General features: G+C 58.0%; 25 protein-coding genes and 2 pseudogenes. 4 read left to right on the top strand and 23 right to left on the bottom strand.

Annotated features, from left to right (window positions below):
• Position 1 precedes the first annotated feature (1 nt).
• Together QIY50_22795 and QIY50_22790 are read right to left on the bottom strand one after the other, a co-directional pair.
• Positions 2-1,915, bottom strand: a pseudogene (locus tag QIY50_22795) (sigma-54-dependent Fis family transcriptional regulator).
• Positions 1,916-2,385: 470 nt separating this feature from the next.
• Positions 2,386-2,616, bottom strand: coding sequence for a hypothetical protein (locus QIY50_22790; GenBank protein WGV20095.1), 231 nt, complete (start codon positions 2,614-2,616; stop codon positions 2,386-2,388).
• A 271-nt stretch (positions 2,617-2,887) separates the two neighbouring features.
• On the opposite strand from QIY50_22790, the gene QIY50_22785 reads away from it, so the two are divergent.
• A complete protein-coding gene (locus QIY50_22785; GenBank protein ID WGV20094.1) occupies positions 2,888-3,889 on the top strand; it encodes an RHS repeat-associated core domain-containing protein in 1,002 nt (333 codons plus the stop codon).
• Between the two features lie 79 nt (positions 3,890-3,968).
• On the opposite strand, the pseudogene QIY50_22780 reads toward QIY50_22785, so the two are convergent.
• From QIY50_22780 to aepX, 11 genes and pseudogenes are all read right to left on the bottom strand, one after another.
• Positions 3,969-4,241: pseudogene (locus QIY50_22780) on the bottom strand (CsgG/HfaB family protein).
• A 32-nt stretch (positions 4,242-4,273) separates the two neighbouring features.
• Positions 4,274-4,849 carry a cupin domain-containing protein gene (locus tag QIY50_22775; protein ID WGV20093.1) on the bottom strand — a complete coding sequence of 192 codons (576 nt, stop codon included), beginning with the start codon at positions 4,847-4,849 and terminating at the stop codon, positions 4,274-4,276.
• A 10-nt stretch (positions 4,850-4,859) separates the two neighbouring features.
• Positions 4,860-5,378: a hypothetical protein gene (locus tag QIY50_22770; protein WGV20092.1), complete on the bottom strand. Its 519-nt coding sequence runs from the start codon at positions 5,376-5,378 to the stop codon at positions 4,860-4,862.
• A complete protein-coding gene (locus QIY50_22765) occupies positions 5,284-5,991 on the bottom strand; it encodes a hypothetical protein (protein WGV20091.1) in 708 nt (235 codons plus the stop codon). The genes QIY50_22770 and QIY50_22765 overlap by 95 nt, the downstream gene beginning before the upstream one ends.
• Positions 5,975-6,838, bottom strand: a complete 864-nt coding sequence (locus tag QIY50_22760) for an NAD(P)-dependent oxidoreductase (GenBank protein WGV20090.1) — start codon at positions 6,836-6,838, stop codon at positions 5,975-5,977. Before QIY50_22760 ends, QIY50_22765 begins: the two co-directional genes overlap by 17 nt.
• A gap of 36 nt (positions 6,839-6,874) precedes the next feature.
• Entirely contained in the window at positions 6,875-7,501 is a 627-nt protein-coding gene (locus tag QIY50_22755; GenBank protein ID WGV20089.1) for a hypothetical protein, read from the bottom strand.
• 6 nt (positions 7,502-7,507) lie between these two features.
• Positions 7,508-8,293 carry an isopentenyl phosphate kinase gene (locus QIY50_22750; GenBank protein WGV20088.1) on the bottom strand — a complete coding sequence of 262 codons (786 nt, stop codon included), beginning with the start codon at positions 8,291-8,293 and terminating at the stop codon, positions 7,508-7,510.
• Positions 8,294-8,320: 27 nt separating this feature from the next.
• Positions 8,321-8,899: a hypothetical protein gene (locus QIY50_22745; protein WGV20087.1), complete on the bottom strand. Its 579-nt coding sequence runs from the start codon at positions 8,897-8,899 to the stop codon at positions 8,321-8,323.
• A 4-nt stretch (positions 8,900-8,903) separates the two neighbouring features.
• Positions 8,904-9,584 carry a PHP domain-containing protein gene (locus QIY50_22740; GenBank protein WGV20086.1) on the bottom strand — a complete coding sequence of 227 codons (681 nt, stop codon included), beginning with the start codon at positions 9,582-9,584 and terminating at the stop codon, positions 8,904-8,906.
• A gap of 59 nt (positions 9,585-9,643) precedes the next feature.
• Complete coding sequence (locus QIY50_22735) at positions 9,644-10,156, bottom strand: HD domain-containing protein (protein ID WGV20085.1); 513 nt, start codon at positions 10,154-10,156, stop codon at positions 9,644-9,646.
• 34 nt (positions 10,157-10,190) lie between these two features.
• On the bottom strand, positions 10,191-11,012 hold the full coding sequence (aepX, locus tag QIY50_22730) for a phosphoenolpyruvate mutase (GenBank protein ID WGV20084.1): 822 nt from the start codon (positions 11,010-11,012) through the stop codon (positions 10,191-10,193).
• Between the two features lie 528 nt (positions 11,013-11,540).
• On the opposite strand from aepX, the gene QIY50_22725 reads away from it, so the two are divergent.
• Genes QIY50_22725 through QIY50_22715 form a run of 3 tightly spaced genes read left to right on the top strand, consistent with a single transcriptional unit; the run spans position 11,541 to position 14,531 of the window.
• Positions 11,541-12,266, top strand: a complete 726-nt coding sequence (locus QIY50_22725) for a DUF6065 family protein (GenBank protein ID WGV20083.1) — start codon at positions 11,541-11,543, stop codon at positions 12,264-12,266.
• Positions 12,266-13,285 (top strand): hypothetical protein, encoded by a 1,020-nt coding sequence (locus QIY50_22720; GenBank protein ID WGV20082.1) that lies wholly within the window; start codon positions 12,266-12,268, stop codon positions 13,283-13,285. The genes QIY50_22725 and QIY50_22720 overlap by 1 nt, the downstream gene beginning before the upstream one ends.
• On the top strand, positions 13,278-14,531 hold the full coding sequence (locus tag QIY50_22715) for an MFS transporter (protein WGV20081.1): 1,254 nt from the start codon (positions 13,278-13,280) through the stop codon (positions 14,529-14,531). The genes QIY50_22720 and QIY50_22715 overlap by 8 nt, the downstream gene beginning before the upstream one ends.
• Positions 14,532-14,693: 162 nt before the next feature.
• Here the strand turns inward: QIY50_22715 and QIY50_22710 are convergent, their stop codons facing one another.
• Genes QIY50_22710 through QIY50_22665 form a run of 10 tightly spaced genes read right to left on the bottom strand, consistent with a single transcriptional unit; the run spans position 14,694 to position 21,214 of the window.
• Positions 14,694-15,542 (bottom strand): CsgG/HfaB family protein, encoded by an 849-nt coding sequence (locus QIY50_22710; protein ID WGV20080.1) that lies wholly within the window; start codon positions 15,540-15,542, stop codon positions 14,694-14,696.
• 33 nt (positions 15,543-15,575) lie between these two features.
• Positions 15,576-15,989 (bottom strand): curli assembly protein CsgF, encoded by a 414-nt coding sequence (locus QIY50_22705; GenBank protein ID WGV20079.1) that lies wholly within the window; start codon positions 15,987-15,989, stop codon positions 15,576-15,578.
• Entirely contained in the window at positions 15,986-16,381 is a 396-nt protein-coding gene (csgE, locus tag QIY50_22700) for a curli production assembly/transport protein CsgE (GenBank protein ID WGV20078.1), read from the bottom strand. Before csgE ends, QIY50_22705 begins: the two co-directional genes overlap by 4 nt.
• Positions 16,378-16,905 (bottom strand): type II secretion system protein, encoded by a 528-nt coding sequence (locus tag QIY50_22695; protein ID WGV20077.1) that lies wholly within the window; start codon positions 16,903-16,905, stop codon positions 16,378-16,380. The genes csgE and QIY50_22695 overlap by 4 nt, the downstream gene beginning before the upstream one ends.
• The gene (locus tag QIY50_22690; protein ID WGV20076.1) at positions 16,880-17,254 is read right to left on the bottom strand and encodes a type II secretion system protein; all 375 of its coding nucleotides are present in this window, start codon (positions 17,252-17,254) and stop codon (positions 16,880-16,882) included. Before QIY50_22690 ends, QIY50_22695 begins: the two co-directional genes overlap by 26 nt.
• 5 nt (positions 17,255-17,259) lie before the next feature.
• Positions 17,260-17,739: a type II secretion system protein gene (locus QIY50_22685; GenBank protein ID WGV20075.1), complete on the bottom strand. Its 480-nt coding sequence runs from the start codon at positions 17,737-17,739 to the stop codon at positions 17,260-17,262.
• The gene (locus QIY50_22680; protein WGV20074.1) at positions 17,736-19,601 is read right to left on the bottom strand and encodes a secretin N-terminal domain-containing protein; all 1,866 of its coding nucleotides are present in this window, start codon (positions 19,599-19,601) and stop codon (positions 17,736-17,738) included. Before QIY50_22680 ends, QIY50_22685 begins: the two co-directional genes overlap by 4 nt.
• Positions 19,598-20,122 (bottom strand): hypothetical protein, encoded by a 525-nt coding sequence (locus QIY50_22675; protein ID WGV20073.1) that lies wholly within the window; start codon positions 20,120-20,122, stop codon positions 19,598-19,600. The genes QIY50_22680 and QIY50_22675 overlap by 4 nt, the downstream gene beginning before the upstream one ends.
• Positions 20,122-20,685, bottom strand: coding sequence for a type 4a pilus biogenesis protein PilO (gene pilO / locus QIY50_22670; GenBank protein WGV20072.1), 564 nt, complete (start codon positions 20,683-20,685; stop codon positions 20,122-20,124). The genes QIY50_22675 and pilO overlap by 1 nt, the downstream gene beginning before the upstream one ends.
• Complete coding sequence (locus QIY50_22665) at positions 20,672-21,214, bottom strand: pilus assembly protein (GenBank protein WGV20071.1); 543 nt, start codon at positions 21,212-21,214, stop codon at positions 20,672-20,674. Before QIY50_22665 ends, pilO begins: the two co-directional genes overlap by 14 nt.

Here is a 21,214-nt window from a genome sequence, read left to right as displayed (position 1 = left end):
GTCAGCCGCGCAACTGTTTGAGCTTGCGGTACAGCGTCGCTCGGCTGATACCCAGCGCCTCGGCCGCCGCGGACACGTTGCCCTGATGGCGCGCCAAGGCGCCACGGATCAGCTCCAGTTCGTTGTCCTTGAGGCTGCCGGAGGGTGCCGTACCGCTGGCCAGTTCGTCCAGCAGGCAGTCAGTGAGGTGATCGAGGGTCAACACCTGCTCACCGTCCTCGCGCATGGCCAGCGCCGTGCGCACGACCATTTCCAGCTGGCGGATGTTGCCCGGCCAGTCGAAGCCTTCGAGCAGCGCAGTCAGGGCCGGGTCCAGGGTCACGCCCCTGGCTTCAGACTTGTCCAGCAGGCCCTGGATGATCGCCGCCAGGTCGTCGCGCTCGCGCAATGCCGGCAGGCGCAGCGATACGCCGTTGACCCGGTAGTACAGGTCTTCGCGGAAGTGCTGCTCCTGCACCAGGCGCTTGAGGTCGCGGTGGGTGGCGCAGATCAGCGCCACGTCGATGTCCTGTTCTTCCCCTGCACCCAACGGGGCCACCCGCCGCTCCTGCAATACGCGCAGCAGGCGCGCCTGCAGGGCCAGCGGCATGTCGCCGATCTCATCGAGGAACAGCGTGCCGCCATGGGCCTGCATCAGCCGCCCGACCATGCCGCCCCGGCGCGAGCCGGTAAAGGCGCCCTCGCGGTAACCGAACAGTTCGGATTCGATCAGGCCTTCAGGGATTGCGGCGCAGTTGACTGCCACGAACGGTTTGTCGGCTCGCGGGCTGGCCTGGTGCAAGGCCCGGGCAACCACTTCTTTACCGGTGCCCGTCTCACCCAGCAACAACACCGGCAAGCCATTACCCCAACCCTTGGCGGGCCATGCGCAGGTTGCGTGCGAGCCGTGTGTCGCCACCAGCCAGCGCATCAAGTGCAGGCGACTGCTTGCTCAGCGTCGGCTTGCTGACCGGCGTGCTGCCGTTGACCCGGCCATGGCGCGGCAACTGCAGTGCGCGGAAGTAGAACTCGCCTTTGGCCGTTTGCACGCTGCTCACCCCACCCTGCCACAGGCGCGCGATGAAGGCCGGTGAACGCTCCCCCAGCAAATCGCTGCTGCGCCGGCCCAACAGCTCATGGCGCGGCACCTGCAACAGCTGGCAGGCACTGTCGTTGGCCGCCAGCACTTCGCCGTCCAGGCTCAGCGCCAGCAGGCCATGCCAGGCGCTGTTGAGGTATTGCGGGCGGCTATGGAAGGCCAACACCAATTGCTCCGGGTGGCACAAGCCAAACATCCGGCTTTCGATGTTGCCGGCCGCCAGCATGAGTGTCGACAGGCTGTCTTGTGGTTGCGCCATTACCCCTTCGCGGGTGATGTCGAGCACACCGATCACCTCGCCACGCGGGTCGCGCAGGGGTACCGAGGTGCAGGAGAACGGGCTGAGGCGGTCGAGGTAGTGCTCGCCGCAGTTGATCAAGGTCGGCCGGCCTTCTACTACGGCAGTGCCGATGGCGTTGGTGCCACGCAATGATTCGCTCCAGCAGCTGCCCGGGTGCAGGTCGCGCAGGCCTTCGCGTTGCAGCACGTGCTTCTGCCCTTCGATGGCCAGCACGTTGGCCTGGGCATCGCCGAGGATGACGATGCCGGCCTTGCCCTGGCGCGCCACCAGGTAGTCCAGTTCGGGAGTAACGGCGTCGACCAGCAGGCGGTTGCGCTCCAGCAGCACGCGCAGGTCATGGCCCTGTTCCAGGCCCAGGCCGACTTGCTCGCCTTGCAGGCAGTCCAGGCCATGGCCCAGGCTGCGGCGCCAGGAGGCGTCGATCTCCTCGCGCAGCATGCCCAGCGGCAGCTCGCCTTCGCTGGCCATAGTTTCAGACGGGCCTGGCGGGAATCGTGCAGCGGGTCGTGGGCGTTTGTTATGAGTTGTCGCGCCATTTTCTACTCCGGCTGTGCCCCGCAAGGTGGCGGGGAACGGGCTTGGGAATTTTCCGCAGTGTGCGGGAGAAATGGCTAGGCGTCATCTGGTTGATGGTTTCGGGGAGGCGCCGGGGTGTACGGCTTGGATTTTGCGCGGGGGCTGAAACCGAGCGCCGCCCGCGCGGCGCTTCGCGGGACAAGCCCGCTCCCACATTTGTTGCAACGTGCCGAACCTGTCAGGCCATGGTTGCCAGCTTGGTGAGGCTGGCTGGATTTCTGAGTTGGCACCAATGCCGCCCCACCTGTCTCAAGCCTTGCACCAAGGCTGACAAAGCCTCTCCCACAGGCATGGCCACGTTGCAACAAATGTGGGAGCGGGCTTGTCCCGCGAAGCGCCGCGCGGGCGGTGCTCGATCCCACAGGCGCCAAAACTCTATCGCCAGGCACCTCGAAACTAATCACAGGACCCAGGCCAGCGCGCCCTCCAGCTAAGGAGCCTTCCCCCGGCCAGCCAGCTGCTGCCTCTCCACCCCATCCAGCAACGCCTCCACCACCGCCTTGGCCGAATCCAGCCCATGATCATTGCTCAACAACAGATCACGACAGGTCCCCTTGGCCAGCTCCAGCGCCTTGAGATCGGTCGCAAACGCACCTTTGAGCAGCGTGGACAGGTGCACCAGCGCATTTTCGTAGTCCACCCCCGAACGCACGGCAAACAACGGCGGATGGCTGCATTCGCAGGTGGAGAAACTGGAGGACGCCGTGGTGGCGCGTACGGGAGGATCAGATAAGCCTTTTGTCTGCGCTTCCTCACCCGCTGGCGCAGTCGATGGAAGAGCGGTCTTGCCGAGGCGCCGGACCGGTCGAAAAGGGCCGCTAAGAGAACTGAACAGTCCGTCTTCATTGCCCCCACTGATAAAACTGCCAGTTCTCCAAGGCGACTTCGCCACCTTAACCTACGCACACTACATCGGTTCAGGACGTTGACACATGACTATCGACATCCGCTACTTCTATCAGGGGACACAACCCAACGTTGCGGCGCGCTTCAGGGTGGTAACGCGCTTTCTCCGCGCAGGGTCGTTGCCACTGGCTGAAACAGAACATGAAGCTCTGCAAGCTCAAGCCACCCTTCTGACCGCCGATAACAACCACTCAGTATTGAATCGGCAAGACGGAGATTCAAAACCCTCAAGTGAAATCAGCTACACCGCCTATGGGCTCGACGGCACCCTTCTGCCACTACAGCAAAGCTTCAATGGACTACTAAAAAACGTCGTCCATTCCTTATACAGCTTAGGCAATGGCGCCCGTACTTACAGCCCCGCACGCATGCGTTTCTACCAAGCAGATGCTTATAGTCCATTCGGGGCAGGCGGTATTAACGCTTATGTCTACTGCCACAACGACCCCATAAATTTTATAGACCCCTCTGGCCATGTTCGAGGCAGGTCTCCCTCCCGACTGAACACTCCGCCCTTGAGTCCTGTAACTACTCGCCGCCCCCTTCCGTCGCCAGTTTCTACGCCTGACTGGGGCAGCGTTTTTGAGTTTACACAGGAACGTAGCCGTTCTAGATCTCCCATCACTGTGCAGGGCTCGCCAAAAACGTCCTCCGCCTCTCCTGCACCGCCACAATCAAGCTTGGCGGAGTACCCTATTAACCCAGGAAACGGCGACAGAGTCTTGGCGAAGCAGATCTTTCAAAACCTGCCCAGGGCTTCTAGGCCCCGAATCTCTTCAACATTGACTCTCTCACTAGATGAGGCTGTGGATCTAAGCTTGAAGAATACGGCTGAGTTCAACGCTTACCGTAGCGAGAGCGCGAAGAAAATCGCTATTTTTCGACAGGCTTTGATATATAGCAGATACACAAACCTAGGCATAACAAAGATTACAAACTCTATGCTAATCGAATACAATTATGCAGATATGAGAAACACATCAGCGGGATTTTCCTACTGGGTGAACCAAAATATCCGCGGCCAGTAAAACAGGCGCTTACTTATTAGCAAGCCAGCCGCCACCTCAGCGCAAATTCTGAGGTGGCGGCTGGCTTCATGAGCCTCTTTTACGGCCGCTGATTCTGGCTCAAATACTTGTCCACCGTAGCCTGCCCTGCCCCCGCATCCCCCGCCACCTGCCACAACCGCCGCTCGATCCCCTGCGCCAGCAAATGCCCCACCGCCGCCTCGATCGCCGACAACACGTACAGCTGCGCCGGCTCGTTGGTGGTGTACCCCACCTCGGCCTCCAGCAACTTCTTGAACTCGATGAACTTGAACACCCGGGCACTGCGCCCGACCGAGTAGATGGTCTTGCTGGTCATGACGTTGACCAGCAGTGGAATCATAACTATCGAAGTTAAACTCAGCCTCAAGCGTAATCGACCGCCAAGATCTGCGAGTCGGCCTGTACCGCATAAAATGAATGCGGGACCCAAGAATCAATGAAAATCGAGTCTCCAGTCGACAGTACATCAGTGCGGCGGTGCCCCGCTCTGCCGGACCACAGGACGCCAACCACACCTGAAAGGACGTACACAAACTCTTTCACCTGATGGCCGCCGTTTAGCGGGGCATCATCGACTCTGGTGAAGAGTGGAGAGGTTCGGAGCACCATCAGATGCTTGTCTGCCATCGTTTTCATCACATGCCGATACAAGTAGGCCGGCTGATCTTGCACACCCACAACCCTCAAGCGCTCGAACTGCGCCTGTTTGCGACAAATTTTCACTTTGTCCCGTAGGTCATCACCCTCTCCGCCAAGCTCATGAACGGCATGTGCCAAGGGAACATCCAGCATCTTAGCCAGACGAGTGAGTTGGCCAAAACCGATGCGAACCATGCTGCCTGCGTCATGATAAAACTCCTGGGCGTTCTCCAGCGTCATCTTGCGGGTTTGCAACAGCAGGGCCAACGCCTGCCTACTGACCGTTAACGTGGCTTGCATCGGGACTCCTTCAATTCAACGTCGAATGCAACAGTGCCACATCATCAAAGCTCAAAGCGCGCGACTTGATCATCGATACCTCGCGCACTAACTGCAGCAGTCTTGGAAGCTCATCCTCCACATAAGCGACTTGTAGATAATCCAACGCATATTTCAATGAGGCCCGCCCAGAATGCTTGCCCACCACGATCTGCCTATCACGCCCCAATAGCTCCGGCGCGAATGGCTCGAATGCACCACCGTTGTTGATCGTGCCGTTGGCATGAATACCCGACTCGTGGGCGAAGACATTGGCACCCACCACAGGCTGCCAAGGGTAAATGCGAGAATTGGTGGCCTCAGCTACGACCGCGCTCAAATGCTGCAGTTTTTCAAGCTTGATTCCGAGATCGACGCCATATTGTACCTTCAAGGACATCAGCACTTGGGCAATATCAGGCATACCTGCTCGCTCGCCGACACCATTGACAGTGACATGGAAGTACCGCGCGCCCGCCAACCAACCCAGAAATCGTGTTGCTGACTGCATAACCGAAGTCATTGTGCGCATGACACTGCGTGTCAATAGACGTCTGCGTCGAAACAACCTTGACCACATGATGGTACTGCTGCGGCGTCATCACGCCAACGGTATCGGACAACCGAAGCCTATCAGCCCCGGCCGCCTGAACATGCCCGGCATATTCAACAACGAAGGAAAGATCGGAACGCCCTACATCCTCGGCACTGATCGAGACGAAGGCGCCCCGCTGCTTTGCATAATCGATCAAGTCACAGGCCTGCTGGATCAGCCAGCTTTTTGACTTGTTGATACTGTCCTTGAGGTGGACATCCGAAGTTGGCAGACCGATATGAACGTACTTATACCCCAGATCCAAAGTCTTCCTGATATCTTCCTTCACCCCTCGATTCCAACCGACCAGATTGATGTCCGTCGCCTCGGTTCGCTCCAGCATCTCGCGCAGGGTACGAGTCTCGCTGCCACCCATAGCGTTTATACCACCCTCAATCCACCTGACCCCCGCGTCCACCAGTGCATCAAAGATTCTCAGCTTAGTTTCTCTGTCGAAAGAAACGCCTGGGGCCTGCTCGCCATCGCGTAACGTAGTATCCTCGATGATCACATCATTGCGAATATTCATGACGCCCTCCTTGCTTTGTTGTTGGATAGAATGAGAAATATTGGCACTGGTCTCCTTGCTCACCGCACACCTGCTTAACCTTGTGAAAGGTCGTCATCGCCAAGTTTGAAAACGGATATTCCTGACCGCTCGGCAATCGCTCCTGCGCCAAGTCTAAGTCCTTACAGCGCACGGTAAGGCTGACATTACTGGTTGCACCACCCGACAGTGCATAACCTAGCGCGACATCCATATACGCAGACCGCCCTCGGCAGGACGTGAAAACTTCTGCCATGGACTTCAGATCTAGTCCTTGGGCCAATCCTTGGCTAATGACCTCTATAGCACCTGCAAGGTTGATGCTTTCAGCCAAGTTATTGAGGATCTTCAGACGCTGCGCCTTACCTGGCTCCGTCACATAGGAGACCGTCGCACAAAAGACCTTGAGTAGCGGCTGCACCAACTCATAAGCCTCTGCCCTGCCCGATACTATGGCACTCAATGTCCCTGCGAGCGCTCCCTCCACACCGCCTGAAACTGGGCACTCGATGTAATCCGACCCCTGCTCGACAAAAGCAGCATGCAATGCTTTGGCTGCTTCGGGCGCGAGCGTGCCGATGTCAACTACTACACTGCCAGCTCCCAGACAAGAAAGCAGGCCCAGATCGCGAGCATAGTAAACGTCCTGCACCGCCTCGCTACCGGATGTGCAGATGAACAGGAGTCGTACTTCTCTCACCAGAGCAACCATATCCGTTGCCCAAATTGCACCCTGCCGTATCAGATCAACAGACTTTTCCTTCGTTCGATTATGAATGTGCACGGGCACCTGGTTGGCCAGCAACCGTTGACAGATAGCCTGCCCCATACGCCCCAGTCCCGATGAGACCCACTGAGCGGTTCATCAGCAATCCCTCAGTAAGGGAATCAGAATTTCCCTCAGGGCAGCGGAGACGATGGGCTCTGACTGGTTGGCATCGATAATCGTCCAGCCCATACTCTTCGACCATCGATCCATCAATCCCTTCAGCCCCGTTTGGTGCATGCAGAAAGCCTCTCGGCTCACGGCGTTCCGCCCGCACTCATAAGGGGTATAAGCTTGCTTTCTGACGCTAGTGCGTGAAACATCGACGTTGAAATAGAGCACTTTATCGACAGGCGGCAAGACCGATGCCAGCCCCAGCAGCCATTCTTCGTCATTGCCGTACAATATCTCGGACGCCATGTGTTTCATCCAATAGCCGTCGAGAATGTAAATCTGCTCTGAGTTATCCTCGCACTGCTTCATCACAGTTGCGATTGACCACATCAGAAACAATGCACGGGAAGCCCCCTGCATTTGTGCAATACATGTCCTCAACTGTTCAAGGTCCGACTTTAGAAACCGACATTCTGGAAACGTGTCCTCCTTCAAAATCTCCCACTTATCGATGACTTTGACACGCAACCCCTTGGACACCAGAAAGCGTTTAAGGTGTCGGCATTGCGTGGACTTTCCAGACCCATCAACACCAGCAAGTGCAATTAACATATGGCATCACCCGCTCGAAAATAACGTCCCAAATTGACACAGCCCGCATAGAGACATATCCACTTCTTCAAAAAAATCGAAGGAGAGAACTTCGGACACAACCCCCCGACTCGCGAGCAACCGCTGCTGCATAAACTTATTGCGCATACCGCCGGTCAAATCCGTCAAGGACGAGCCACTTACGAACCTCTCAACTTCTGAAGCATTGGCATCATCCACCATGGAAATTAAATTACCAGCCCCATCATAAACGCCAGAAACATCAGAGTAGTACAGCACCCTACGGACCTCAAAGTCCACCGTAAGTAGCGCAGCAATATTGTCACTAGAATAAATTTCCGCCCGCCGCTCACCCTGCAGCAATAAGTCACCTGTCAGCAAAGGTATGTATCCCGCCGCCATAGCAGCAGTTAGCGAGCGCGTGTTAATCATAATTTGACCGCGTTCATCAACCCCCAGTAAGGCACCGCTTTGAAATGGATACACACGAAGCGAATGCTCGACAAATATCCGTGTGATATCTAACAACATCGAAAACATCACAGATGTCATCATCGGCAGATTGGCGGAAGGCAACCCTACCTGCTGCTCAAATATTCGATAATCAGTGGGAGCCACATTCCCGAATGACCCTCCTCCAAAAATCAAAATTACAGGCAAATCAATATACGCCAGCTTGGCTTTCAATACCGATGCGATCTTAGAGATCACATCGCACCTCAATACATAGCGCTCCCGCTTTTCCGTTGTAACGCTTCCTCCCAGCTTTATCACATAACAGCGCGGACTCATATAGCTGCCTCCCAAACCGAGCAGCGCTCAACGATAATTGATGGCAATAATCTCGGACTTTTCACCTGCTATATGATTGGTGAAACTATGGGCGACATTTGGCAGGATAAAAATAGAGTCCCCCTCACTCAACACATCTTCTTTAAGCTCATCATTGTCACCCAGCCAGCAAACGCGAACAACGCCCCGTGCCACATAAACGATTTCTTTGGAACAGTGCCCTTCATTCAGACGCAAGGGCTGATCATCGTCACTATGCAAATCCAGACGCAACGCCATCAAACCGGGATCCTGGTTAGTCTTGACCAGATGCTCGTAAGTGTAATAGTGCACACCATCCCTAATTTCCTCGCGCTTGAACGAGCCATTGCGCCTCGCAATTTTTACTCCATCATCCAGATCGCTTTCCGTCTGCCCCACAAAGAACTCACTCAACGGAACAGCCAAATGCTCGGCCACCTCGCTCAAGTGCCCAAAACCACAAAAATAAACATACGTTGCGTCATAACTTAGATCCTGAAAATATTCAAGCGTCATCTTCCTGGCGGCCAGGATTTCTTCAAGATGGGCTTTTCGTACAGGCAGATTGCAAGCATTAAAGTTCATACTATTAACCTATCAGTGATTGACGATATATATTAGACATAGCTACTAAACGCGGAGCCTGCTCGGTATAAAAGTGGCTGGTCTTCTTGCTTGCAATCCATTGCTGTGCTGTGCAACCCCGAACAGTCTCCGGCGCCTCGAAAACGGTGTGGCATGCCCCTACCTGAATGAAAGTATGTGCATCAGACCCGCCCGTGGTGTCGAGCCTGAGCGTCTCGGCAAGCGATACATATTTTTCAACATTCAGAAGATCCTTGGCCGGAACTTCAATAGCATCCACATATTGAGCCAACTCCTTAAGGTCGTCGCACGTCTTACCCGGCCAGAATATGTGGTGAACCACCAATTTAAAGGGCTTCCCCTTTTGCACCAAGGCTGTATGAATACCCTCGAGAGTGTATGCACCCGCCTCACGGTCCAGCACCATCAAAACATCCAAGTCAGCATGCACACCCACATTGCACCTGTTGGCCAACTCAAGTTCTGCACCGGGAAAAATTGCCACCCCCTTATAGGTTAGCCTGCCGTCTTCCCTTGAACTACCTTCCAGGCTTTCATCTACGAACAATCCCTCCATCAATGCTTGATAGGCATTGGCCTCGATATGCTCTGTAATACATAACGCATCCAGGCCAATGAGCGCTGCCACATCCAGCACTCGCCTCACCGAATCCCAGTCGGGCACTTTCTGTTTCTTGCTCAACAATAAGTGGACATGCGAATCTACAGATTTTTTTGGCATAATCACCTCATAACTGATACGACGATTGATTCATACCATAAGTAAGGCGACAGGGTTTCTCCATTGAATGGCACGTCGTCAAACTGTCTGACGAGCAACGCACTTTCAAAATGCTCGGCGCGACGAAATTCAGAGACTTCCTCTGACGTCATCACTCCCCCCTGATTGTTTAGACTCTGCAGCGAGCCAGCCCCAAGACGCTGGCGGTAATCGGCATCGACAGTCACCAGGTAGCGCTTGGCATCGACATGCAGCTCGACTGGGGCGCACACCGCCAGTGGAAACCAGCGAGCCAGCCATCGCGCCCCTAGCGTTGCGTGTTCGCGATCCCTGTGATAGTCCGCTAACTCTGGATCACCAGCACATAGGTAGTGCCCTATATCGTGAAACAGCGCAGCCACAACAACCGGGCTATCACAGTGTGCGTTCATCGCTTGGTGCGCACACCATAGCGCGTGATTAAGCACAGTTTCACCGTCACTTAGTTTGATACTCGCACAACCTTCCATCGCCATGCGAAGCACTTTCAACGTCGACTGAGAGTCTGCGCTACTGCCCATACATTCGCTCGGCAGTTTTCAACTCGTCGTAATCAAGTAGAGAAAAAACCTCTTCTAGCGAGGAAATATCCGAATTTATCGCACTTATGCTATTATCTTTTCTTATCTGCCCGGCCACCTTACGCATTGCGTGAATAGAGGCCCGCATCATATGATTTGCACAGATATAAATAGAAACACCAGCCTGCTCCAGCAACGCCAATGGTGTGTCAATATAAGTCGTTGGAGCGACGACCAACGGTGATCGTTTCCCCCACTGCCTACCAAACTCCAGAACATCCAACCCATCGACAGCCTTGGAGTGAATAAATATTCCATCAGCCCCTGCCTCGTGATAGCACTCGGCTCTTTTCAGCGCGGCTTCGACACCCAGCCCCGCAATCAATGCTTCCGTGCGAGCAATGACCGTGAAATTGCAGTCGCACTTTGAGTCCTGGGCAGCTTTTATCTTCCCACAGTATTCATCCACTGAACTCAGCGCTTGCGCACCAGCAATGAACGAATTCATTTTCGGAAATAGTTTATCCTCAAGCGAGATGCCAGCGATCCCGTAATGCGAAAGCCGCTTGACGACATGCCTGACATTATTAAAGTTCCCAAACCCTGAATCACCATCGAACAGTATAGGAATGCTGACGGCGTCATGAATCGACTGCGCAACTTCAACAATCTGACTCCATGATGCCTCATTGCAATCCCTCACCCCTAGCGCCGAAGCAATGGATAAGCCCGATGCCCATATTGCTGAGAAGCCAGCCTCCTCCACAATGCGTGCTGACATCCCATTGTGCGCTTCCAAAATCAGCTCCAATTTACCATCCAGCAAAGTTCGCCGAAACCTCTTTGCGTATGACATTGTGAATACCTACCCCCGACATCAGCATTGCGACACCCAATTAGTCTTAGCTAACACGAACACGAATTTCAACCCCTTTTTTCCGCCACCCAACAGCAGCCCTGAGCAACTCCCTCTCGACAACCGCTCACAATTTCCTACAAATATTTCTTACAATGAACACCTCACGAATACTTCCTACATCCCTTTCCTACAAATACGCGCACACAATAAACACCCAAGACTCGAATTGAACATCTAAAGTTGACAATCACAAATCAAGTTCCTAGCCTGACTCCTGCCTAACCCTAGGCGATCTCAATCTCCAGGAGAACTTATGAAAATCGTAATTTCTAGCAGCATTCCCGCCGTGACCTCCAATGGTGTACAAGTTCGCAGCGCTGGCGGAGGCTCAGCACCTTTGAAGTAACAAATAAACCTCAGCCTTACGGCGGGGCCCTAACCCCGTCGTAAGTCCAATCACTTCAAGGTAATGACATAGTCATGGAATACGTCATTGAGCTCTATCGTGGGTGGCCAGAATCCCCATTACCCACCCCAGCCCAAATCGAGCTGGCAGGAAACATTCCCACCCGGGCGCACCAGTATTGCGAACCCTTTTTGGTGGCTAACAGCATGGGCTACCTAGTTTACCCACCAATCGATTTTAATTTGTACTGGGACGGTACGCAGACGCTGATCCAATTTGAAGGAATCAGCGACTGGATCATCGTGGACAGAATTTTCCTGCCCAATTCGATGGCACACTGGTGTGGAAACGTCGACACCGAACTGGTGGACACCCTGCCCGTTTTTTTGGAGTCGTTTCCCGAGCGCGGAGTGCTACAGGTATGGTCAGGCTATTTTGCAAGCACACCACCTGGCTCCAGTCTGTGGATTCGAAGCCCAATCAATCGCGCATCCTCTTCTGCCTACACGATCATCGAAGGGATTGTGGAAACGGACTGGTGGGCCGGCCCACTGTTCACAAATATCGAAATCACCAAGACAGATGTTCCTATCGCGTTTCGGAAAGACAAGCCATTTCTGCAAGTCTTTTTGATCCCTCGGGATTTCCACCAACGCGATAAACGTCCCCCCCTTTTGGTCAGCGACCTATCCTCGAGCACCCCGAGCCCCTTCCTAGAACGGATGAAGGAAACGGCAACCAGACGGAACACGCAGAAACCAGGTTCTTATCGAAAATGCGCAAAGCAAATGAGGACATAATGGCCAACCCAGAGAATTTAATTACTTTCTTGCCAGGCTTGCTCGACTCGATCGCACTAAATCGCCCCGTCATCATTGAAGGCATGGAAGAAAAGCAACTAGTTGCGATGCTACCAACACTCATTCGCCACAAAGTAGAAAGCATCGCGTTGCTTTCAATACCTGCAACGGCCGGAATGAACGATTTTTATCTGGAAACATACCGTGCACAGTTCTCGGCAGTTGAATCCAAGCTCGCTAAAACATTAAAAATGCACAACTGCATGTTCTTACAGGGGTTTCCGAGATGCTTGGAACACGCGACCTTCTTCACCCCCGGCATGCGCACCGACATTGACATATATGTACCTGCGGCGGCCCACCGCTCTGTGTGTGCCGCAGCGAAACGAGTAGACTTCGACTACTACGGCTTTGACAGCGAGCGCATATTCATCATCACTGACCAGCAAGCTAATGCACTGACGGCGCGACATTGGGCCAATAAAGACGTTGCATTGACGCTGCTCAAGGAAGTCGAGCTCCCAGCAAGCCTACCCATCGAGATCCAAGATTGCTATCTGCCCTACGTTCTACGCAATGGCAAGGTCTACCTATTTGTCTCGCTAGAGATACATCACCTGTATACAGATCACTCAGATATTGCCGTCCTGGAAGCGAACCGCGAGCCTTGGAGAGAAATGGGCGTGGACCGCTGCAATGCCGAAGCCACGCTGTATTTCAATCTCATCAGGCTCCACCGCGGGGTGCTTGCTGGCGAGGCGCGCATGCGTCTGATATTGGACACAGCATGCCTCATTACCAACAAACCTCACCCACTTGACATGGTTCGATTCTGGCAACTGGTCGACACCTCTCCCTGTAAAGCGGCCATCATTGCTGTCTGCAACGCACTCGCAACGCTTCACACTCTGTTTGAGGCGCTTGCCCAAGCTTACCCTGAACACCGCGACAGCTCTCTTAGCCAACAGTGGCTAAGACAACTGCGGCACAGCTTGCAGGTGGGCTCTGACGATGAGTAAGCTCAACCCGCTACACCTGCTGATCTCAGCGTTCGGCATCGAGATCTTCTGTACTCAAGTGCTTTTCATCTACACCCCGCTCTTTTTTATCTTCAACGGCGGTGACGGCGTGCTTGGATCATTTCTGCGCGCACTCGCATACATCGGCCCCGTGCTTTTCGGCTATTGCATTGGCGTTTTGGTAGACCGTTTCGAGAAACGCCGACTTGGCTGCACCATCGCCATCGCACTTTTCGGTGCGTCGGCGTGCTACAGCATGCGACTGCCAGATCAGACGATCGCTGAGACGTTCATCTTTCTCACCGCCATATCAATCGGCACGTACTTCCTCAACAACCTGCGCTCATCAGTTCTGCCAAGTGTTGCCCAGGCTTCACAACTCCCCAAACTGAACGCCACATTACTGGTCACTGAAAACATCGCACTGATTTTCGCCCCTTTGATCGCCTCGCTACTCCTGTCACTGAGCAGTCCCAAGATAGGCTTTTTCGGGATCGCAGGTCTGTTCTGCATCTCTGGACTGATCTACCTGCTCGCACTGCCCAGCAGCCAGCCCACCTCTCACCCGAGACAACGGAGAGGCTCTTTCTTGGAAAGCATCGGCATCCTGACAAGCAACAAACCACTGCTCCGCCTTGTCCTTGTGGTCATGGGTAACAATGCCTTCACCGGAGTGTACTTGCTGAATGTGCTCATCTACGCAGTGGGGACCGGCCATTTCAGCGCCCAGAACGCACCTAATCTCTTGGTGTGGCTCGCCGCAGGCGCAATCATCTCGGGGCTGACAGCATCAAGGGCAATTGCATTTTTTGGCAATCGCAAACTTGCACTCCTGTGCTGCCTGCTAATGGCCGTATCCGGCGCACTGCCACTGCTCCTGCCCAACCAAGCTGTGTTTTTCACCTCGTGCTTTCTCGTCGGTTTTTTCGAGTCCTACGTAGTGATTGCGGTTTGGACACTTCGCCAAACCGTCGTCCCAGCCGATGTGTTGGGCAGGGTCACCGGTATAACCAGCGCGCTTTTCAAAGTGTCAATGGTGATCGCCATTCCTGTAGCAGGACTGCTCGCCGAGTATTACACCAGCGCAGTTGCGATCCTGTTCGGCATCGGCACCACTCTCCTCGGCGCCACCCCCTTGGCGCTCAGCCTGCTTCACGACTTCATCAAGAAATACCGGAAAACACAGGCGCCAGACCTGGCTACTGCCAGGCGGCGCAAGGCCGCTACAGAGGCGAGCAAGCAATGAGGTCATCCCCGCCGCCAAGGGTATCAACAGTGATGAAAATAATGTGTCGCCTGTACCGGGCTCTTCGCGGGCTTGCCCGCTCCCACAGGAATCGCGCCAAGCCTGAGGCCAGCGCGGTACCTGTGGGAGCGGGCAAGCCCGCGAAGAGGCCCTCAAGCTCAATCACGGCTGCTGATTCTGGCTCAAATACTTGTCCACCGTAGCCTGCCCCTCCCCAACATCCCCCGCCACCTGCCACAGCCGCCGTTCAATCCCCTGTGCCAGCAAGTGCCCCACCGCCGCCTCGATCGCCGACAGCACGCACAGCTGCGCCGGCTCGTTGGTGGTGTACCCCACCTCAGCCTCCAGCAGTTTCTTGAACTCGATGAACTTGAACACCCCGGCACTGCGCCCTACCGAGTAGATGGTCTTGCTGGTCATCACGTTGGCCAGCACCTGCCCGGTGCGCACGTCCACCGCGCGCAGGTTCACGGTCACCTGGTCGACCCGGTACTCGCGGGAGATGTCTATCCCTAAGTAGCGGGCGCCTTCCCCACCGCTGCGCACGTTGGTGTCGTAGGCGATGATGCCGCCCTCCAGCATCAGGTTGGCGGCCTGCAGCGGCGGCAGCTCGCCCATGATGTTTTCCGGCACGTCGGGCTTTTTCTGCGAAGCACGGATGATCTTGCGCTCGGTCAGCAGGTTCTGCAGGCCTTCACGCTCCAGTACCACGAACCAGCCACTGGCGTTCAGGGCGTCCATCAGCATGCTGGCCGCGCCTTGGGTGACGCTGGTCGAGAACGAGCTGGCCGGGGTCGGCTTGTACTGCCCGGTCTGGTCGCGGAAGCCGTACACCACCGCCATCAACCGGCCCTTGGGCCGTGGCATGTTGATCAGGTCGTAGTAGGTCGAGGCCCGGGGGGTCAAGGTCGGGGTTTCCGAGTCCTGTTCGGCGGGCATCGGTTCGCGCAGGCCACAACCGTGCAAACCCAGGGCGGTGAGGATCAGCAGCGTGCTCAGCAGACGTTTCATGGTGTTCACTCCCCAACGAAAAGCCTTCCCCCCTCAGGGGTTCAGGCCACTGACCTCAATGATCGAAATTTCTCCTGTGGCGCGATCGGTGACCTTGATACTCAAGGCCCCGGAATCGTCGATGACGTCGATGAGAAACGCATCGGTCGCCATGCTGCCGGTGTTGCCGTTACTGATGTTGTCCAGCAACTGCGACAACATCCGCGACTCCAGCTGGTTACTGAAGCGCTCAAGGGCCGTGGTACCGGTAAAGGCCGAGGCGCGGTCCTTGAGGTCGGGGTCGTCGTAGTCGTTCTGCGCCTGGGCGTTGTTCAGCAGCCAGGTGCCATTGAGCGGGTTGCCGCCAAAGGCCGGGTTGATCGGGGTGTACACCAGCTCGGTAGCCTGAGCGGCCCATGCGCCGGCCAACAGGCAAGCGGCGATGCAACAAGGTATGCGGTGCTTCATAGCTCGTCCCTCTCCAGATCGGTGGTGTCCTGCAGCAGGCGTTGCAACTTGCGTTGAATGATTTGCTGCTTGACCAGGTCGGCTGCTGCAACGGCCTCGTCCTTGAGCTCGGTGGTGTTCGGTGGCAGGAAGCGGCGGTACACCACCTCACGCTCGAATTCCACGGTGACCAGGCTGCCCCAGCGGGCATCCGGGCGTTCGCGCACCACCAGGTTGAAGTCCAGGCGGCTGGTGGCGCGCAGGCGATCGGCGAAGTAGTAGTAAAAGTCGTGGCCGATGTGCGAGATGGTGTTGTCGACGATGAAGCCCTGCATCTCGTCCTCGGCCTTGGCCGAAGTGGCCAGCACTGCCACCAGCAGCAGGCCCAGGCAGTGCACGGCCAGGCGGCTCATGGCCTGTCTCCCGGGCCGGCATGGGTCTGCACGCCACCGGCACTTTCGGTAAAGGCCTGCTCGGCGACGAACTGCCAGTCGCTGTAGTGCTCCAGCCCTTCGAAACCGCTCCACTCGGCGCTGAAGCCACTGCGCTTGAACGGGGTGGCGTCGGAACGGCTGTGCACACCGGTGATGCGGCCATCGATCGAACGCAGCAGGCCCCATTCGTCACTGTTGGTGATGGGGTCGGGGTACATCCGGCGAATGTGCCGCCTGGCCTGCGGGAAGCGGTTGTCCTGCAACAGGTCGGCGAGCTCCTGCGGATACTGGGCCAGGCCTGGCGAGGCGCGGTAGTAGCTGCGCAGGGCCTGGGCATACTGGCTGCCCACCCACAACAGCTGGCGTTCGCGGTCACGCTGGGCAGCACTGGCCCAGAGCGTACCGGTAGCGGCCAGGGCCACGCTGCTGACCGCAATCAGCAGCAACACACCGAGGTAGGTGAAGCCACCGTTGGCCTTACCATTCCGCGTACAGGCTGCCATCGCGCGCCCTCCCTGTGGCACCACTCTTGATATCGGCTACGCCGCCGGCCACGCCTTCGGGCGGTGGCAGCAGCTGCCAGGCATCGCTGCGTTCGGTGATCGGGTCGATGGGGGTGTTGCGCAGGTAACGCTGTTCCACCAGTTGCTCCAGCGAGTCCGGGTAGTGGCCGGTGTCGCCGTAGTAGTGGTCCAGCGCTTCGCGCAACACCGCCAGGCTCTGGCGCAGGGTGGCTTCGCGGGAGCTTTCCAGGCTGTTGAAGTAGCGCGGCATGGCGATGGTCATCAGCGTGGCGATGATCGCCAGCACCACCAGCAGTTCGATCAAGGTGAAGCCTTGGCGGCGTTTCATGGCTGTCACCATTGCCCGTAGGGGATGTTGTTGAGGCCTTTGCCGCGGGCCTTGGAATACACGTCGAACACGTCTTCGCCTTCACGCGGGTTGTCGGGGCTGCTGTCGTAGGCGCGCAATCCCCACCCGCCTTCGTCCTCCCCTTTGGCCGCCACCAGCGGGTCGTGCGGGATGCGCCGCAGGAAGTAGAACTTGGCGCCCTTGGCACTGCGCACATCACGCACGCCATCGACCAGCACCTGCAGGTTCGGCGGGTAGCCACTGGCGTCCAGGCGCTTTTCGATGTAGCCGGCATCGAACGCTCGCTTGTAGGCGTCGATGGCGTCGCGAATCTGGTACAGCGCCTCGCGCAGCTGCTGTTCCTTGCCGCGGCGCACCACGGTTTCGGTCAGCGGCGCGGCCATGCTGGCAAGCAGACCGAGCAGTGCCAGGGTCAGCACCACCTCGATCAGGCTGAAGCCCTGCATGCGGCGCTGCGCGATCATGGCCGCGGGCTCCCTTTGGCCGGGGCGACCGCCATCTGGCTGTCCAGAACCGGTGCATCGTTGGTCGGGGCATTGCCTGGTACATCTGCTGGCGGCAGCGGCGCCATCTGCCGCACCTGCATGGCCGACTCGGTGCCGGTGGCGAACTCCATGTCTGACGGGCTCTGGTATGGCAGGTTGCGCACGATGCGCGGGGTGATCGCCAGCACCAGCTCCGACTTGCTCATGTCGTCCTTGTTGCTGCCGAACAACCGGCCCAGGCCGGGGATGTCGCCAAGGCCGGGGATCTTGTTGCCACTGGCGTTGTGGTCGTTGCGCACCAGGCCGGCCAGCACCTGGGTTTCACCATCGTGCAGGCGCAGGGTGGTCTGGGCGTTGCGGGTGTCGACCTGAACCGGAATGGTGCCCTGACGCGTGGCTTCCAGCGGGGTGGCGTTGCTCACCTCCAGGGCCACCTTGATCGCCACTTCGTTGTTCAGGTGCACGGTGGGCTGCACTTCAAGCTTAAGACCCACGTCCAGGTAGGTGACGCTTTCGGTAATCACCGGGCCCTGGGTCGAGGGCACCGAGGTGGCGCTGATGATCGGTACCCGCTGACCAATGTGGATGCGCGCCTGCTCACGGTTGCTGACGCGGATCACCGGGCTGGCCAAGGTGTTGATGTCTTTGTCCTGGGCGTTGATCTTCGCCTGCGGCGCCGGCGCGATGCTGATGCGGCTGGAGTCGATGCCCTTGAGCTGGTCGAGCACGCTCACCGGCTGGCCGTCGGAGCTCAGCACGCCGAAGGTGTTGGGCCATTGCAGGCCGAGGTCGAGGATGCGTGAGGTGGCCACCTCCATCACCTCCACTTCCAGTACTACTTCGGGGTTGGACTGGTCCTGCGACTGCAGCAGCTTTTCGGCCATGCGCACGGCATCGGGGGTGTCACGCATGGTCAGGGTGTTGAGGCGTTCGTCGACGAACACGTCGCGGGTCTTGAGCATGGTCTTGACCATGTTCAACGCGGTGTTGGCATCGATGCTGGTCAGGTAGAAGGTACGCATGACCAGTTCCTGGTAGTCCTTGGTCTTCTGCGGCGAATCGGGGTAGATCATCAAGGTGTTTTCATTGACGATCTTCTGCCGCAGCTGGTTCTGTTCCAGCAGCAGCGCCACGGCGTCCTCGATGCGCAACTCGCGCACGAAGATGGTGGCCTTCATGTCCGGGCGCATGTCCTTGTCGAAGATGAAGTTGATGCCGGCAACCTGGGACAGCACCTCGAAGATGGTCTTCAGGTTGGCATCGCGAAACTCCAGGGTCACCGGCCGCTCCAGCTTGCTGCGCAGCTGAGGGAACGGTTGTGCGGTGCGTGCCTGGACGTTCTCGATGTCGCTGCGCAGGGCCACGCCCTTCTGGTTCTGCGGGTCCAGGCGCAGCACTTCGCGCATGTAGCGCTCGGCGCCGAACAGGTCACCCTGGCGCAGCGCCGCCTGGCCGAGCGCCACGCGCTCGTCGAGGGTGCGGATCAGCTCCAGCTGGCGGGTGCCTTCCTGGGCGCGGCGGTTGTTCGGCTCCAGGGTCAGCACCCGGCCATAGCCCATGCGGGCGCCGGCGAAGTCATGGCGGATGCGGTCGGCATCGGCCTGGGTCAGCAGCGCCTCGACCGCGGCCTGTCGGCTGTGGGCCAGGGCGATGTTCAGCTCGGTGTCACGCGGGTCCTCGCGCAGGGCTTCTTCCAGGCTGGCGATGCCGGCTTCGTACTGGCCCTCCTTCATCAGCTGTTCGCTGTCTTTGCGTACCGCGCTGGAGCCGCAGCCGGCAATCGCCACGCACAGCGCTACAAGCAGGAACGGAGCCGGTTTGCACAGCTTTGACGACTTCATGGTGCGCTCCCTACAGACAAAGTCTGCGACTGATGCAAAGGCAGGTAGACCAGGTGCAGCTCGCTAGCCGATACCCGATCCAGGCGGTAGGTGTCTTCGATCACGTCGCCCTGGCGCACGACGTAGAGTTTTTCGCCGCTCTGCAGGAAGATCTGCAGGTCGTCGCGCTCGCCCATGCGGCCGATGAACTGGAATGGCAGGTCCGGCGCGGTTGGCGCTGCGGGTGCGACCGGGGCAGCGTTCACGGGTTGTTCGGTGACAGTGGCCAGGGCCTGGGGCCTGGTCCATTGCTGGGTTGGGAAGAGATCACGAGAGGCCTGTTCCGGCCCTTTCGCGGCGGTTCGGCGCCCCGACGCGCCCGCTCCCACGGGGTCGGCGGCGCCCACGGGCCCTGTGGGAGCGGGCGAGCCCGCGAAGGGCGCCACGCTGTCGTCCTGGCCGAACCAATGCCCAGGCGCCCAGGCCAGCGCTGCACTCACGCCGAGAAAGCCTGCCCAGATCGCTGCACGTTGTGTGTTCATCAGGACCTCGACAGGTAAAGGGTCATGCGCAGGCGGGCGTTGAGCTCGCTGTCGCCAATGCGTTTGCGTTGCAGTTCGAGGTCTTCCAGCACCAGGGTCGGCAGCTGCTTGAGCAGGCCCTTGAGGAAGCCGCGAATCTGCGGATAGCTGCCGCGTACCGGCAGCACGATCTGGTAGCGCGCCAGCTGCGTCTTGGGATCGACGCCCAGGGCATATTCGCCACGCGCCAGGCTGATATGCTCGGCGCTGGCCAGCTGGTAGAGGCGCTCGATCAGCGCGCTGGCCTGGGGCTGCCCGGGCAGTTGCTGGCGCAGGCTGTCGAGGGCCTGCTGCTCGGGTTTGACGGCGATCTTCAGCTCGCCACGCCTGACCCGCTCGAGCTGCACGCTGGCGTCCGCTTCAGTGGCGCGTAGCTCGCGCAGGTTCTGCCATTGCGGCAATACCCCGGCGCACAGCACCCCCACGGCCAGCAAACCCACCGCAACCGCCGCCAGGCCGACCGGGCCGACGCGACGCAGGCGCTCCTGGAGGATCAGGCTGTTCAGCGACTCACGGGCGCGCATGGCCGGTCTCCCAAGTGGCGGTAAGGGTGAAGCGCACCGGGTGCTCGGGCTGCGCGGCCAGTACCTCGTGGTTGAGCAACGACACATCGCTGAGCTCGGCACTGGCTTCCAGGCGCTGGTGGTACTGCAGCATCGCTTCCAGGTTGCGCGCCTCGGCGGTGATGCGCAGCTGGCCTTTGCGTGCGTCGGGGGCCAGGCTGAGCAGCGCCACGTCGTCCTGCGGCTGCGCTTCGAGCATGGCGAACAGCTGCTGCCAGGGCCGTTGCAGCTGCTGCGAGACGCTTTGCATCTGCACCAGGCGCTCGGCCTGTTCGCGGCTGGCAGCGGTGCCCAGCGGTGCGACGGTAGCCGGACGACGGCCCAGTTGCTGCTCCAGGCTGTGTACGCTGGCCTCTCGTTCGACCTGCTCGGCCTGCAAACTGTGTTGCAGCAACACCAGGCCAGCGACCATGGCGCTGCCCACGGCGAGCAGCGACCAGGCCAACGGGCTGCTGCGCCGGGGCTGGAATTCCAGGTCGAGGCGGCGCAT

It is taken from the genome of Pseudomonas putida, assembly GCA_029953615.1.
GTDB lineage: Bacteria > Pseudomonadota > Gammaproteobacteria > Pseudomonadales > Pseudomonadaceae > Aquipseudomonas.
Note: the sequence above shows the minus strand (reverse complement) of the source record. Positions and strands in the feature narration are given on the sequence as shown.

Excerpts from the sequence above, each read along its gene's own strand:
- QIY50_22755 (WGV20089.1), bottom strand. The coding sequence starts at position 7,501 with ATGTTAATTGCACTTGCTGGTGTTGATGGGTCTGGAAAGTCCACGCAA.
- QIY50_22785 (WGV20094.1), top strand. The coding sequence starts at position 2,888 with ATGACTATCGACATCCGCTACTTCTATCAGGGGACACAACCCAACGTT.
- QIY50_22705 (WGV20079.1), bottom strand. The coding sequence starts at position 15,989 with ATGAAGCACCGCATACCTTGTTGCATCGCCGCTTGCCTGTTGGCCGGC.
- QIY50_22685 (WGV20075.1), bottom strand. The coding sequence starts at position 17,739 with ATGATCGCGCAGCGCCGCATGCAGGGCTTCAGCCTGATCGAGGTGGTG.
- QIY50_22725 (WGV20083.1), top strand. The coding sequence starts at position 11,541 with ATGGAATACGTCATTGAGCTCTATCGTGGGTGGCCAGAATCCCCATTA.
- QIY50_22720 (WGV20082.1), top strand. The coding sequence starts at position 12,266 with ATGGCCAACCCAGAGAATTTAATTACTTTCTTGCCAGGCTTGCTCGAC.
- QIY50_22675 (WGV20073.1), bottom strand. The coding sequence starts at position 20,122 with ATGAACACACAACGTGCAGCGATCTGGGCAGGCTTTCTCGGCGTGAGT.
- csgE (WGV20078.1), bottom strand. The coding sequence starts at position 16,381 with ATGAGCCGCCTGGCCGTGCACTGCCTGGGCCTGCTGCTGGTGGCAGTG.
- QIY50_22770 (WGV20092.1), bottom strand. The coding sequence starts at position 5,378 with ATGCAGTCAGCAACACGATTTCTGGGTTGGTTGGCGGGCGCGCGGTAC.
- QIY50_22765 (WGV20091.1), bottom strand. The coding sequence starts at position 5,991 with ATGAATATTCGCAATGATGTGATCATCGAGGATACTACGTTACGCGAT.
- QIY50_22760 (WGV20090.1), bottom strand. The coding sequence starts at position 6,838 with ATGGGGCAGGCTATCTGTCAACGGTTGCTGGCCAACCAGGTGCCCGTG.
- QIY50_22745 (WGV20087.1), bottom strand. The coding sequence starts at position 8,899 with ATGAACTTTAATGCTTGCAATCTGCCTGTACGAAAAGCCCATCTTGAA.
- QIY50_22735 (WGV20085.1), bottom strand. The coding sequence starts at position 10,156 with ATGGCGATGGAAGGTTGTGCGAGTATCAAACTAAGTGACGGTGAAACT.
- QIY50_22775 (WGV20093.1), bottom strand. The coding sequence starts at position 4,849 with ATGCAAGCCACGTTAACGGTCAGTAGGCAGGCGTTGGCCCTGCTGTTG.
- pilO (WGV20072.1), bottom strand. The coding sequence starts at position 20,685 with ATGCGCGCCCGTGAGTCGCTGAACAGCCTGATCCTCCAGGAGCGCCTG.
- QIY50_22680 (WGV20074.1), bottom strand. The coding sequence starts at position 19,601 with ATGAAGTCGTCAAAGCTGTGCAAACCGGCTCCGTTCCTGCTTGTAGCG.
- QIY50_22750 (WGV20088.1), bottom strand. The coding sequence starts at position 8,293 with ATGAGTCCGCGCTGTTATGTGATAAAGCTGGGAGGAAGCGTTACAACG.
- QIY50_22715 (WGV20081.1), top strand. The coding sequence starts at position 13,278 with ATGAGTAAGCTCAACCCGCTACACCTGCTGATCTCAGCGTTCGGCATC.
- QIY50_22690 (WGV20076.1), bottom strand. The coding sequence starts at position 17,254 with ATGAAACGCCGCCAAGGCTTCACCTTGATCGAACTGCTGGTGGTGCTG.
- QIY50_22695 (WGV20077.1), bottom strand. The coding sequence starts at position 16,905 with ATGGCAGCCTGTACGCGGAATGGTAAGGCCAACGGTGGCTTCACCTAC.
- QIY50_22665 (WGV20071.1), bottom strand. The coding sequence starts at position 21,214 with ATGCGCCGCCTCGACCTGGAATTCCAGCCCCGGCGCAGCAGCCCGTTG.
- QIY50_22710 (WGV20080.1), bottom strand. The coding sequence starts at position 15,542 with ATGAAACGTCTGCTGAGCACGCTGCTGATCCTCACCGCCCTGGGTTTG.